The sequence below is a fragment of the Amycolatopsis sp. GA6-003 genome (genome assembly GCF_046267895.1).
In the GTDB taxonomy this organism is placed as follows: Bacteria; Actinomycetota; Actinomycetes; order Mycobacteriales; family Pseudonocardiaceae; genus Amycolatopsis.
Genome location: NZ_CP176499.1, coordinates 5,862,672 through 5,875,435 on the forward strand (window position 1 = coordinate 5,862,672; position 12,764 = coordinate 5,875,435).

Genomic DNA, 12,764 nt, shown 5'->3' on the forward strand with positions numbered 1-12,764 from the left:
CTGTGCTGGCCAACCACCCCCAACCGCCTTCTCCCGACCCCACGCCTCCGTCTCCCCATCCCACCCCGCCAGGCCCTCTGGCTAGCCCCGGCCGCCATCGCCCTGCCATTGGGCGGAATCGGAGCCGCGATAGCCACCGCCCTGCTCACCCTCGCCGTCCGTCAGGAATGGCGCAGCAGAAAGGAAACCGCCGAAACCCTGACCCGTGCCGAACGCACCTCGACCGTTCTCCGCACGATGGTCTCCGAACTCCGCGCCGGCGCCCACCCGGTAGCCGCCGCTGAAGCAGCCGCTGACGCCGTCCCCGAACTAACCGCGGAACTCCACCACCTCTCCACCGCTGCCCGCCTGGACGGAGCCCTGGAATCCACGGCGCTCCCCGCACTGGCCCAATCCTGGAACCTCGCCCGCCAGCACGGCCTCCCCATCGCCGACGCCCTCGACGCTGCCCGCCGAGACGTCGACGCCGAAGCCGCCTTCACCCGCCGCCTCCACGCCAAAATGGCCGGACCACGCATGAGCGCAGTCGTCCTGACCGTGCTACCCGTCGGCTGCCTGGCAATGGGCCAGCTCATCGGAGCGAACCCACTAGCCGTCCTCACCGAAACCCTTATCGGACAAGCATTCCTGGTCGCAGGCGCGACCCTGCTGTGGGCAGGCACGGCCTGGTCCAGAGCCCTGACCAACCGCAGAGCTGCCCCATGATTGCCCTAAGTCTCGTCCTAGCCGCCACCGCCCTGCTGCTCTGGCCAAACACGCCCTTACCCCGGCACCTAGCCCAACCCCAACGCCATCACCGAACCCTGCGACCAGAGCTTTGGCACCCCGCCGTCGCAATCGTCGTAGCCCTGTCCGCCACCGTCCTCACCGGAATCCCGATCGGGCTAGCCGCCGGAGCAGGCACCTGGTGGCTGCTGCGCCGATCTCGTCAGCCGAAAACCCCAGACGATGCCTCGGAAAGACTCCGTTCCGCGTCGGTCCTGGACATGCTCGCCGCCTGCCTGCGCGCCGGAATGCCAGTCCCGACTGCCCTGGCCGCAGTAGCGCCCGGCGCACCTCCGGATACCGAAAACGCCCTGCACGCAACAGCGAACCTGCTAGCCCTGGGCGCGGACGCAGCTCCGTCTTGGGCACCGATCCGAGCCCGGCCCGGCTTCGCCGAATTGGCAGTCGCGGCCACCCGTACCGCGCGGTCCGGAGCCGCCCTCGCTTCGACCGCGGACGACCTGGCCCGCCGCATCCGCGACGGACTGGGCGTCGAGGCCGAAGAACGCGCCGAACGCGCCGGAGTCGCCCTGGCCCTGCCGGTGGGCTTGTGCTTCCTGCCCGCGTTCTTCGCCCTCGGCGTGCTGCCGGTAGTGCTCGGCCTGGCCGGGCGAATCGGCGGCCTGCTGTGAACCCATCCACGACCGAAAGGAAAACCGATCATGCGGTTCTTGCCCGGAGACGAGGGCACCACCACCGCCGAATACGCCATCGGCACGGTAGCCGCGGCGGCGTTCGCTGTGGCGCTCTACGTGCTGCTCAGCGGAGACTCAGTCTCCGCGACCTTGGCCGGCTTGGTGCACAAAGCCCTGACGGTGGCCACCTGATGGCCAGCCGTCGCCGGGACGGCGGATTCGTCACGGTGGAAGCCGCCCTGTCGCTGGGTGCGCTAACCGCCGTGCTGGCGATCCTGCTCGCGGGCACCAGCGCGATCGCCGGACACCTCCGATGCCTGGACGCCGCCCGCGAAGCCGCCCGCCTCACCGCGGCCGGACAGTCAGGAGCCGCCGACGCAGTGGTCCAAACCATTGCCCCGCACGGCGCACACCTGACCATCCACCGCACCGGCGACGGCCTCACCGCCGAAGTAACCACCGACGCCCTGACGGTTCTCCATCTGAGCGCGACCGCCTACGCCATCGTCGAACCAGGCCCCACCTCATGACCCGAGAACAACCACCCGACGCCGGGGTAGCCACCATCTGGACCGCCCTGGCCGCAACCACCCTGATCGCCGTGACAGTCCTGGTGTGGTGGCTGGCCGCGGCCATCACCGCCCGCCATCGAACCGAAGCCGCCGCCGACCTGGGCGCACTGGCCGCAGCCGCGCACGCCGCCGCCGGACCGACCATCGCCTGCACCCGAGCAAAGGAGGTCGCAGACCACGAACGCGCAGTGCTGACCAGCTGCCGCTGGCACAACCGAGACGCTTTCGTCGAGGTCCGCGCCGCTACCACCCCAATCCCAGGCCTGACCGCCCCCACCGCAAAAGCCCGCGCCGGCCCGGTCGACCTGCCCCCTTAGCCCAGGACAGCCGCCCCGGCCTGCTCGCGCAAACACCGCCACCGACCCGGCAACCACGCCAAGACGCAACGATGCCCGCCCACGCCCAGCGGCCGGGACAGTGACGTCCGCCTTCGCCGGGCAGTCGCGGCAGTGAGGTCCGGCCCGCTCCCGCGGATGTGACAGCGATGCCGAGCCTCGGCGGGCAGCCGTAACAGTGTCGTCCGGTCTGCTCCGGCGACTGTGGCAGCGATGCCGGGCTTCGTCCGGTAGCTGTGGCTGCGAGGCCGGTCCCGGCCAGCAGCCGTGGCGGCGATCCCGGCCCAGCCCGGCGACCAGGCTCCGCGACTGGCCGCCGGCTCTTTCCACGGATGCTCGAGCCGGTCGCGAGAGCGTTCCTCCGCGACCGGTCGAGCGTCCCCGGATCGCCCGCGCACGCGACCGCTCCCTCGAGCCCAGGCCCCCGGTTCGCCGCGGAGCCCAACCACTGACCCGCCGCACGAACAGCCCGGCACCGATCCCTCCCCGCCCGAACCGAACGGAGTTGCAACCTGCCAACCCTCCCGCCCACCCCTCCCCTCCAGCCCCGTCCGCGGCGTTCCGGGACAGCCGCCGGACCGCTCATCGGGCGACGAGCCGACCCGCTGACCAGTCCCCGGAACCCCCGGCGCCTCCGGACTTTCCGGCACCTCCGACGAGTGGCGAACGACACGGGCAGCGGTCGCTGACGTACGGCGAACGGTCAAATACGCAGGTCAGCGGGTCGGCCAAGCGGATACTCCAGGACGCGCGCGTAAAGGCAGGAAAGTGTCGAATCCCGTGGTAGGCCCGTTCTCGCGGGACGGACGGCGGGGTCAGCGGCCGACGATTGGCGCCTTGTTATCGGTCGGACAGTGGGCTACTGGGCGTTCATCGCTCGGTAACGGCCGGTTGTCGCTGAAGACTTCCGCGCAATGTGCAACTTGCCGTTTAGTGAGACGTGCGCCACCACGGCCCCGACCCGGACGGCGCGGAAACCGGACCTCGAAGGCAGGAAAGCAATGTTGGACGCGAATTGGCCGGACAGCTGGCGGAACGCCTTCCGCATCGAACTGCGTGCGGAGGCGATCGGCCTCGCTTGGCGCGGCTGGCCGGTGCTTCCGGGGGCGACCCCGGAACCGATTACCGCGGAGGGGGACGACCTGACCTGGCGCCGTCCGGTGCCGGTGCGCGACGACTGGCGTGAGCTGGTCGGTTCGCACGCCCACGAGGTCGCCGGCTGGTTCAGCGACCGTACGCACAGCCTGCTCGTGGCGACCGGCACCGTGATCGACGCGGTCGAGGTCGACCAGGACCTGGGCAAGCGCGCGGCGCGGCTGCTGCGGTCCATCGGACACCCGGCCCCGATCGTCGCGATGCCGAACGGCCGCTGGCTGTTCCTCACCTTGCCCGCCGAGCAGCTGCCGGCCGAACTCGCCGAGCAGATTTCCGTGCAGTGGCACGGCAAGGACAGCTACATCCCGCTGCCGCCGTCGCCGTTCCAGCACGGTGTCGTGCACTGGCGTGTGAAGCCGGAGGTGTGCGGCTGGCACCTGCCGCCCGCCGCCGAGGTGCAGGACGTGCTGGTCCGCGCCCTCGCCGCCGAGCACGCCCCGACGCTGGTCGAAACCGCCGCCGCCTGATCCGGTTCCATCCCGGCAGGCAGCACGCGACAACAAAAAACAGGTTTCACGCTCCACCGTGGCCGCACTGTTCCCCGTGCTGACGCAACGCCCCGAGCACGGCTCCCAGTACGGCCACCGCCCCTGCCTTGTCCAGCGGATCGTTGCCGTTCCCGCACTTCGGCGACTGGACGCAGGACGGGCAGCCCGTCGGGCACTCGCAGGAGACGATCGCCTCCCGCGTAGCGGCCAGCCACGGGACAATCGCGGCATAACCGCGGTCGGCAAACCCCGCACCCCCGGGATGCCCATCGTGCACGAACACCGTCGCCTCCCCGGTGTCCTCGTGCCACGCGGTAGACACCCCGCCGATGTCCCACCGGTCGCACGTAGCGAACAGCGGTAGCAGGCCGATCGCCGCGTGCTCGGCGGCGTGCAGGGCACCGGGGACGCGCGCCGGAATCAACCCGGCGCCCCCCGGTGCTCTGCCAGCACCCCCGGTCCCCACCGGCCCCACTGCACCACCGCGTTCCACCGCACCACCGAGTTCCACCCCGGCACCAGGCCCCCGCCCACCCGCCGGATCACCCGAAACTTCGCCGGTTACCCCGACAACCGACGAGGTGCTCCCGGTCCCCACCGGTTTTCCAACCGCACGACTGGCCGCCCCCGCAGCGGTCGACGACGCAGTTCCGGTCCCCGCCGGTTCGCCTGCTGCCTGGTCGTCCGCGGCGGCCTCGCCGTTTCCCCCGGCGGCTGGTGCCGCAGTTCCGGTCCCCGCCGGTTCCCCCGCTGCCTGGTCGTCCGCAGTGGCCTCGCCGTTTCCCTCGGCGGTTGGCGACTCGCTCCCGGTTCCCGTCATACGGCTGATGACTGAGTTCGCGGCGGTCTCGGTGGTTGGCGAGGTGCTCCCGGTCTTCGCCGGTTCTCCAGGTGCATGGCTGGTCGCGGCGTCCTCGCCGATTTCTCCGGCGGTGGGCGACGCATCCCCCGCCGAGTCAGCCGCGGCTCCCGCAGTGGTTCCGCCGACGTCCGCAGCGCTCAGCGATGCGCGCCCGGCCCCCGCCGCAGCCCGAGAACCAGCCACCGAACCCCGGCCACCCCCAACCGGAGATTCCAGCAGCTCACCCGAAACCGTGTACCACACCGCTCTCGTTCGCAGGCTCTGTTCCGGCAGGTCGAGCGGCGTATGGTCCAGCACCTCTCCCGACGGTCGCCGACGGAGGTACCCCACCACCTGCGACGTCACCGCGACCTCGCCCAGGCACACCGTCACCCCGTCGTGGCGGCATTGTTCCTCTGTCGACAGCACCGAAATATCCACGATCTCGCGCGGCGAAGTCGTCCAGTCCGGGTCCTCCGCGTGCACCAACGCCAAACCCGTCTCCAGATCCAGCTCATCGACGACATACGAAGATCCCTGATGCAAATACACCGCACCGGGATGCACTGAATAACAAGCCGAGCCGGGATCGACGGTGCCCAGCATTCGGCCCGAGTCCGCTTCCACCACCGCGATCTGGTCGCCGCCGGAACCTCGGATGCCGACCTCGCCGTGCGGACGGTCGCGGGAAGTCCAATACCAGCCGCTGGAACGGCGGCGCAGCAACTTCTCCTCGGCCAGATCCGCCAGCACCGCGCGGGCTGCCTCGCCGCCGAAGGTTTCCAGTTCTGGTTCGGTCAGCGGCAATTCCGCGACGGCGCACGCGAGCTGCGGGCCCAGCACATACGGGTTCGTCGGGTCCAGCACCGCCGTTTCCACCGGGCGTTCCAGCAACGCGGCCGGATGGTGCACCAGGTACGTGTCGAGTGGATCGTCGCGCGCGACGAACACCACCAGCGCCTCATCGCCCGAACGGCCGGCCCGGCCGGATTGTTGCCAGAACGACGCGAGGGTGCCGGGATAACCAGCCAGAACCACCGCGTCCAGTCCGGCGATGTCGACGCCCAGCTCCAACGCGTTCGTGGTCGCGACGCCTAGCAACCGGCCAGAAAGCAGGGCCTGTTCCAGCGCGCGCCGTTCCTCCGGGAGATAACCGGAGCGGTACGCGGCAACGGTGTCCGCCAACCGCGGGTCCACTTCGGACAGAAGGCGACGCGCCCCCAGCGCGGTCAGCTCGGCGCCTCGGCGAGAGCGGACGAAAGCGAGCGAGCGGGCGCCTTCGATGACCAATTCGGTGAGGATCCGCGCGGTCTCGACGCCAGCCGGACGGCGGACGGGTGCGCCGTTCTCGCCGGTCAGCTCATCGAGCAGCGGCGGTTCCCACAACGCGACCGTGCGCGCCCCGCGCGGTGACGCGTCGTCGGTGATCGCGGAGCACTCAACGCCGGTGAGCCGAGTCGCGAAGGAAGCGGGCGAAGCGGTGGTCGCCGAAGCCAGCACGAACACCGGGGACGCGCCGTAGTGGTCCGCCACCCGGCGCAGCCGGCGTAACAACAGCGCGACGTGCGAGCCGAAGACGCCGCGATAGCTGTGGCATTCGTCGACCACGACGTACCGCAAGCGGCGGAAGAACTGCGTCCATCGGGAGTGCGCCGAAAGGATGCCGCGGTGCAGCATGTCCGGGTTGCTGAACACCCAGTTCGCGTGCGCGCGGACCCAGTCGCGCTCTGTCATCGGAGTGTCCCCGTCGAACGCCGCCGCGCGCACGCCTGCGACGTCCAAAGAGGACACTGCACGCAGCTGATCAGCGCCGAGAGCCTTCGTCGGCGAGAGGTACAACGCGGTCGCCCGTGCGTCCGTGGCCAGCGCGCTGAGCACCGGCAGCTGATACGCCAGCGACTTCCCGGACGCGGTGCCGGTGGACACCACGACGTGCGTGCCTGCCTGAGCCAGCGACGCCGCCTCGACCTGGTGCCGCCACGGTTTTTCCACTCCGGCCGCGCGGAACGCGGCCACCACGGACGGCTCGGCCCACTCCGGCCACGGCTCGTATCGGGCCGCGCGTTCCGGCAGCCGGGACACGTGCGTGACCGGATTCTCGTGCGCCGGGATCCCCGCCGTGACCCGGTCCAGCAGCCTCCATCCTCGCTCTCCCACCACGGGCCGAAGCTTCGCACAGGGCACCGACAAAACCGGGACGCGCCCGGTCCAGTGACCAATCACACAAGGTTACCGAACGTGCTCTCGCCGGGACACATTGCGGACGCGCAGATCACTACCAATACACTCCCTCGATCCACACCTACTGTGGCGAGCGTCATGTGAGACGTGCATTGCTTGCACGGCTAGCGTGTCCTTCGGCACAGATCCACGCCAGCGCAGGCGCGCCGGGTACGACGGGCCCGCGCTGGCCAGACGGCGTTCCCAGGAGGACGAATGTCCCGGCAGTTCCTCGCGGAGGGCGGTATCACGCTCTCCGGGGGTGGCTACACCATCGTCGGTGTGGTCGCCGTGGTCGCCCTTGTCGCACTGGCCATCGGTTACGTACTGCTCAAGGAGGTGCTGGCCGCCGGCCAGGGCACCGCCAAGATGCAGGACATCGCGAAGGCAGTGCAAGAAGGTGCGGCCGCATACCTGAAGCGGCAGCGCAACACCCTTGCCATCTTCGGCGTGATCGTGTTCCTGCTCCTGTTCGCGCTCCCCGCGGACGACTGGAACGAGAGGATCGGCCGGTCGATCTTCTTCCTCATCGGGGCGGCGTTCTCGTTCGCCATCGGCTACCTCGGCATGTGGCTGGCCACGCAGGCGAACCTGCGCGTGGCCGCCGCGTCGCGCGAGGAGGGCGGCCGCGAGAAGGCGATGCGCGTGGCGTTCCGCACCGGCGGCGTGGTCGGCATGATCACCGTCGGGCTCGGCCTGCTCGGCGCGGCGATCGTGGTGCTCGTCTACACCGGCCAGGCACCGAAGGTGTTGGAGGGCTTCGGTTTCGGCGCGGCGCTGATCGCCATGTTCATGCGGGTCGGCGGCGGCATCTTCACGAAGGCCGCCGACGTCGGGGCCGACCTGGTCGGCAAGGTGGAACAGGGGATCCCCGAGGACGACCCGCGCAACGCCGCGACGATCGCCGACAACGTGGGCGACAACGTGGGCGACTGCGCGGGCATGGCCGCGGACCTCTTCGAGTCCTACGCGGTGATGCTCGTGGCCGCGCTGATCCTCGGCAGCTCCGCGTTCGGCGCGTCCGGCCTGATCTTCCCGCTGATCGTGCCCGCCATCGGCGTGATCACCGCGGTGATCGGCGTCTACATCACCAAGGCGCGCGCGGGCGAGGGCGGTCTGGTCACGATCAACCGCTCGTTCTACATCTCCGCGGTCATTTCCGCGGTGCTGTCGGCGATCGCCGCGTTCGTGTACCTGCCGAACAGCTTCGCCGAATTCGGCGAGGGCTACGCGCACAACACCGGCAACCCCGCGGTGATCGCGACCGTCTCGGTGATCATCGGCATCGTGCTCGCCGCGCTGATCCTGCGCATCACCGGCTACTACACCGGCACCGAGCACAAGCCGGTGCAGGACGTCGGCAAGACGTCGGAAACCGGTGCCGCGACGGTGATCCTGTCCGGCATCTCGGTCGGGTTCGAGTCCGCCGTGTACACCGCGCTGGTGATCGGCGCGGCAGTGTTCGGCGCGTACCTGCTCGGCGGCGGCGTCGCGCTGTTCGCGGTGGCGCTGGCCGGCACCGGCCTGCTGACCACCGTCGGCGTCATCGTCGCGATGGACACCTTCGGCCCGGTCTCGGACAACGCGCAGGGCATCGCCGAGATGTCCGGCGACGTGGACGAGAAGGCCGCGCAGATCCTCACCGAACTGGACGCGGTCGGCAACACCACCAAGGCCATCACCAAGGGCATCGCGATCGCCACCGCGGTGCTGGCGGCGACGGCGCTGTTCGGGTCCTATTCGGACGCGATCGCGAAGACCGTCGCTGAACGCGGCGAGGGCGCGGTGACCGCGGTGAGTTCGTTCGTCAACCAGGTGGTCAGCCCGAACACGCTGGTCGGCGTGATCGTCGGCGCGGCAGTGGTGTTCCTGTTCTCCGGTCTCGCGGTCAACGCGGTTTCGCGCGCCGCCGGCGCGGTGGTGTACGAGGTGCGCCGCCAGTTCCGCGACATCCCCGGGATCATGGAGGGCACCACGCGGCCCGAGTACGGCAAGGTGGTCGACATCGTCACCCGCGATTCGCTGCGGGAGCTGGCGACGCCGGGTCTGCTGGCCGTTTTCGCGCCGATCGCGGTCGGGTTCGGTCTCGGCACCGGAGCGCTCGCTGGCTACCTCGCGGGCGCGATCGCGACCGGCACGCTGATGGCGATCTTCCTCGCCAACTCCGGTGGCGCCTGGGACAACGCCAAGAAGCTCGTCGAGGACGGCAACCACGGCGGCAAGGGTTCCGACGCGCACGAGGCGACGATCATCGGCGACACCGTCGGCGACCCGTTCAAGGACACCGCCGGTCCCGCGATCAACCCGCTGATCAAGGTGATGAACCTGGTCTCGGTGCTGATCGCGCCCGCGGTGGTCACGCTGACGCTCGGCGGCGGCGCGGACACGACGTGGCGGATCGTGATCGCGGTCGTCGCGGTCGCGGTGATCGTCGCGGCGATCGTGATGTCCAAGCGGCGCGGCAGCGTCATGTCGGACACTCCGGCGGAGGCGAAAGCCTGACGCACTGCTCCATTCGGGCCCGGTACGCCGTCGCGTACCGGGCCCGTTCGCGTCCGCGACCCGGGGCGAGTTGCGGACTACTGGCGGGTCGGTACCGTGCGGAGGACAGGGAAACCGAGGGACAGGAGTGGTGCGAGTGCGGCCGCGGTGGACCGGTTTAGCCGCGCTGGCAACAGGAATCGGACTGGGGCTGACCGGCTGCGGGCAACCGCCGCCGCCTGCTGAGCAGGTCGTTTCCGGCGGGCACGCGGAGGCGGCGGGGCAGGCGGATCCGGCCGCGAAATGGGCCGACGGATACTGCGGGGCGGTCACGCATCTGGTTCGTGCGCTGGCGAATCTGCCCTCGATCGATCCGAGTTCGTCAGCGCAGGCCACCCGTACCTCGAGCGATCTTCTGGCGTCGGTCTCCGACGGCATCGACCAGACCGTCTCCGGGCTGCACCGGGTCGGTCCCGCGCCGCTGCCCGGCGGCGAACCGGCGCGCACGGCTTTGCTGGGCCAGTTCACTTCCGTGCGGCACAAGGCCGACGAGGCGCGCGGCAAACTCGACGCGGCTGAAAGCCCCGACGCGGTGAAAGCGGCGCTGGACGACGCCAAAACGGCGCTCGACCAGATTTCCCGGCTCGACGTCCTCAAGGGTCTGGACGCGACGCCAGCCCTGTCCGCGGCGGGCAAACGCGCGGCGGGCTGTCAGCAGCTGGTGATTCCGCCCGCGCCCCGCTGATCGGAATCGAGCGCCCGGCGAAGGGAAATCGCCCGCTCCGCGTCATGGTGTTCGACGGCGGCCAGATAGTGCTGAAGCAGCGCCTGCCGAGACCGTTCGAGTTCGGCCAAGCTGACTGACGCCGCACGGCCGTTCCGCAACGTCTCCAGAACCGGCTCGGGCAGTCGGTCGACTTCGCGGCCGTGCCAGGGATTCAAGCCGTACCGCAGGCATTCCAGTGTGCTGATCTGGTTGCGAAGGTCATCGAGCATCAGCACGGCTTGCCACGTCCGCCCGCGCGCGATGGCCGAGCGAGCGTGCAACGCGTACAGCCAGGCCATGCCGATCACTTGCGCGCTATCGGGTTCCGCGGTGCTGGTCGGCTCGTTGGCCTGACCGAAAACGAGCTGGAACCCGTTCTCGGTGGCGCGGAACAAATCATGGGGCCAGAACGACAAGTCGACCTGGAGCGACGAGTCAAGAAGGAAGACCCGGTAGCGAACTCCTTCGCGCGAGGTCACGTCGAGTGTGTCGGCGACTCCGTATTTCTCGTCGAGCGAGCGAGTCCAGCGGGCGACGACCGCGGCCTCGTCCGCGTCCTGCGCGAGCTGGAGGACGAGATCGATGTCCGACCAGCGGTCCTCGGCGCCGCGGGCGGCCGAGCCGACCAGCGCGGCTCCCGCGATGTCGACGTCCTGGCGGGCCGCGGCGATCAGCTCGTCCCGGATCCGGACGCGTTCGGAAACCTCGAACATTTCCGCTCCCCAGTTCAGCGCTAGTGGGATAACTATACCGGTAGCGCTGTGTGCCCGGGAAAAACCTCGGCGTGACGCTCGCCTTCAATCGAACTTGTGTTCTATCATCGCGGCGTGGATCGGACGATCTCGCTGTTCTCGGCGGAGGCGACCGGCCCGGGCCTGCCCGACCTGGCCGGACTGTTGTGCTGCCAAGGGCAGATCACCGGGTTCGGCCGCACGGCGGCGCGGCTGTCGGTGCTGGTCGAGGAGCCGTGGCGGGCTCGCGTGCTGGCGCGGGAATGCCGCAGCCGGGGCGCGGACGCGCAGGTCACGGTGGCCGAATGCGGCAGTCCGCAGGTTCGCACGTCGTTCCGGGTCGATCTGCTCGGTCTCGCCGAGCAATGGCTCCGGCCGGGACGCACCGGTCCGGCGGAGGGCGATTCGGGCAAGGCGGTGCCCGGCGGATTCCGGCTGAGCGGCGCGATGCTGCGGATGTGGGCGCTCGCGGCCGGTCGTCCCGAACCCGGCGGCTACCTCCTCGGCGTCGATCCGCTGGCTCCGGCGACGCACGAGGAGCTGCTGGACGTGCTCGCGCCGCTGGGCGTCCAGGCGCGGCTGCTGGGGCCGAAGGCGGAGCAGCCCGCGGTGCGGGTCAGCGGGCGGCGGAAGCTGGCCGGTCTGCTCGAGTTGATCGGCGAGCCTCCGGCCGGGGCGGAAGCGGCGTGGCCGGAGCTGCCGCCGGCCGGGGAACGCCGCGAGCGGACGCCGGGAGAGTCGCGGCGCAGCGTCGCGGCGGAGAGTCCCGCACAGTATTTACTGGAGGCTGTGGGGTAGCGGCGGCAGAAGAAAGGCCCCCCATCGCTCCGCGAAGCGACGAGGGACCTTCTCGACGGCGCGCCTTACGGTTTCGGCAGTGTGCAGCCCTGCTGGTTGAGGTCGATCTCGTTGGCCGGGGTCAAGCAGGCGGGGATTCCGTAGGTCTCCTGGCCGTACTTGTAGTTCGGCCGCACGGTCACGTTGCCGGCTTCGTCGACCTCGCACGGGTTGTTCAGCGTGCAGCGCTCGCCGTTGTCGTTGGACGTGTTGTTCACGCCGACGACCTTGCCGGTGTTGCGGTCGACGACCGGCGAACCGGAGGTGCCGCCGATGGTCTCGCAGCCCGGCACGTAGCGGATCGAGTCCTTCCACACCCAGTTGTTCTCGTGCAGTTCGTGCACGAAGCCGTCGATCGAGCAGGAGTAGATCTGCTTCCAGTACCCGGACACCACGTCGATCGGCGTGCCCGCCTGCGGGTGGGTGTTGACCAGTTCGAGCGGCGGGACGTTGTACTTCTGCTCGATGTCGGCGTAGGTGTCGCTGAGCTGGTAGAGCGAGATGTCGGTGTCGGTCATCGTCGCGTAGACGACCTTGGTCGCGGTCACGGTGCCCACCGAGCTCTGCCCGTCCGGCGACAACAGGTCGAACGAGCGGTTCGAGGCCTGTCCGACGATCACCTGGCCCGGATCGGGCATGCCTTCCTCGAGGCAGTGGCCGTTCGACAGCACCATCGCCGGCGCGTCCATCGGCGTGGCGGCCGGTTTCACGACCGAACCGGAGCAGTTGGACAGCGCGACGGCACCGGTGAACGTGGTGGTCGCCGCGCTCGCTTCGGGGGCGGTGACCAGCGCGAATGTCGTCGCGACGGCGATCGTGGCGCCAACCAGTCGGCGGATCATGTGGGTTCCTTTCGGCTGGGGGGAGGAATAAGTGAACCGTCGCCAGACTTGGACCCGCCACCGTCTAACGGAGGGTATCGGTGGTATGACCGGTTA

At 69.8% G+C, this 12,764-nt stretch carries 12 protein-coding genes; 9 read left to right on the forward strand and 3 right to left on the reverse strand.

Going from position 1 to position 12,764, the window contains the following annotated elements:
* Positions 1–108: 108 nt before the first annotated feature.
* From F9C12_RS26525 to F9C12_RS26550, 6 genes are all read left to right on the forward strand, one after another.
* Complete coding sequence (locus F9C12_RS26525; RefSeq protein WP_409462179.1) at positions 109–705, forward strand: type II secretion system F family protein; 597 nt, start codon at positions 109–111, stop codon at positions 703–705.
* A 308-nt stretch (positions 706–1,013) separates the two neighbouring features.
* The gene (locus F9C12_RS26530) at positions 1,014–1,397 is read left to right on the forward strand and encodes a type II secretion system F family protein (protein ID WP_409467077.1); all 384 of its coding nucleotides are present in this window, start codon (positions 1,014–1,016) and stop codon (positions 1,395–1,397) included.
* A gap of 30 nt (positions 1,398–1,427) precedes the next feature.
* Positions 1,428–1,592 carry a DUF4244 domain-containing protein gene (locus F9C12_RS26535; protein WP_409184508.1) on the forward strand — a complete coding sequence of 55 codons (165 nt, stop codon included), beginning with the start codon at positions 1,428–1,430 and terminating at the stop codon, positions 1,590–1,592.
* Entirely contained in the window at positions 1,592–1,930 is a 339-nt protein-coding gene (locus tag F9C12_RS26540) for a TadE family type IV pilus minor pilin (protein ID WP_409462180.1), read from the forward strand. The genes F9C12_RS26535 and F9C12_RS26540 overlap by 1 nt, the downstream gene beginning before the upstream one ends.
* A 71-nt stretch (positions 1,931–2,001) precedes the next feature.
* On the forward strand, positions 2,002–2,289 hold the full coding sequence (locus F9C12_RS26545; RefSeq protein ID WP_409462181.1) for an Rv3654c family TadE-like protein: 288 nt from the start codon (positions 2,002–2,004) through the stop codon (positions 2,287–2,289).
* Positions 2,290–3,308: 1,019 nt separating this feature from the next.
* Positions 3,309–3,929 (forward strand): bifunctional DNA primase/polymerase, encoded by a 621-nt coding sequence (locus tag F9C12_RS26550; protein WP_409184511.1) that lies wholly within the window; start codon positions 3,309–3,311, stop codon positions 3,927–3,929.
* A 46-nt stretch (positions 3,930–3,975) separates the two neighbouring features.
* Here F9C12_RS26550 and F9C12_RS26555 read toward each other — a convergent pair whose 3' ends face one another.
* On the reverse strand, positions 3,976–6,951 hold the full coding sequence (locus tag F9C12_RS26555; RefSeq protein ID WP_409462182.1) for a DEAD/DEAH box helicase: 2,976 nt from the start codon (positions 6,949–6,951) through the stop codon (positions 3,976–3,978).
* A 276-nt stretch (positions 6,952–7,227) separates the two neighbouring features.
* Between F9C12_RS26555 and F9C12_RS26560 the strand changes: the two genes are divergently transcribed.
* Together F9C12_RS26560 and F9C12_RS26565 are read left to right on the forward strand one after the other, a co-directional pair.
* Positions 7,228–9,513, forward strand: a complete 2,286-nt coding sequence (locus tag F9C12_RS26560) for a sodium-translocating pyrophosphatase (protein WP_409462183.1) — start codon at positions 7,228–7,230, stop codon at positions 9,511–9,513.
* Between the two features lie 136 nt (positions 9,514–9,649).
* Positions 9,650–10,237, forward strand: a complete 588-nt coding sequence (locus tag F9C12_RS26565; protein WP_409184514.1) for a hypothetical protein — start codon at positions 9,650–9,652, stop codon at positions 10,235–10,237.
* Here the strand turns inward: F9C12_RS26565 and F9C12_RS26570 are convergent.
* Positions 10,204–10,971, reverse strand: coding sequence for a nucleotidyltransferase domain-containing protein (locus F9C12_RS26570; protein WP_409462184.1), 768 nt, complete (start codon positions 10,969–10,971; stop codon positions 10,204–10,206). The genes F9C12_RS26565 and F9C12_RS26570 overlap by 34 nt on opposite strands.
* A gap of 114 nt (positions 10,972–11,085) precedes the next feature.
* On the opposite strand from F9C12_RS26570, the gene F9C12_RS26575 reads away from it, so the two are divergent.
* Positions 11,086–11,787 (forward strand): hypothetical protein, encoded by a 702-nt coding sequence (locus tag F9C12_RS26575; protein WP_409462185.1) that lies wholly within the window; start codon positions 11,086–11,088, stop codon positions 11,785–11,787.
* A gap of 65 nt (positions 11,788–11,852) precedes the next feature.
* On the opposite strand, the gene F9C12_RS26580 is transcribed toward F9C12_RS26575, so the two are convergent.
* Positions 11,853–12,668, reverse strand: a complete 816-nt coding sequence (locus F9C12_RS26580) for a serine protease (protein WP_409184517.1) — start codon at positions 12,666–12,668, stop codon at positions 11,853–11,855.
* Positions 12,669–12,764 lie beyond the last annotated feature (96 nt).

Coding starts and splice junctions, on each gene's coding strand:
- F9C12_RS26530 (WP_409467077.1), top strand. CDS start 1,014: ATGCCAGTCCCGACTGCCCTGGCCGCAGTAGCGCCCGGCGCACCTCCG.
- F9C12_RS26535 (WP_409184508.1), top strand. CDS start 1,428: ATGCGGTTCTTGCCCGGAGACGAGGGCACCACCACCGCCGAATACGCC.
- F9C12_RS26540 (WP_409462180.1), top strand. CDS start 1,592: ATGGCCAGCCGTCGCCGGGACGGCGGATTCGTCACGGTGGAAGCCGCC.
- F9C12_RS26550 (WP_409184511.1), top strand. CDS start 3,309: ATGTTGGACGCGAATTGGCCGGACAGCTGGCGGAACGCCTTCCGCATC.
- F9C12_RS26560 (WP_409462183.1), top strand. CDS start 7,228: ATGTCCCGGCAGTTCCTCGCGGAGGGCGGTATCACGCTCTCCGGGGGT.
- F9C12_RS26570 (WP_409462184.1), bottom strand. CDS start 10,971: ATGTTCGAGGTTTCCGAACGCGTCCGGATCCGGGACGAGCTGATCGCC.
- F9C12_RS26580 (WP_409184517.1), bottom strand. CDS start 12,668: ATGATCCGCCGACTGGTTGGCGCCACGATCGCCGTCGCGACGACATTC.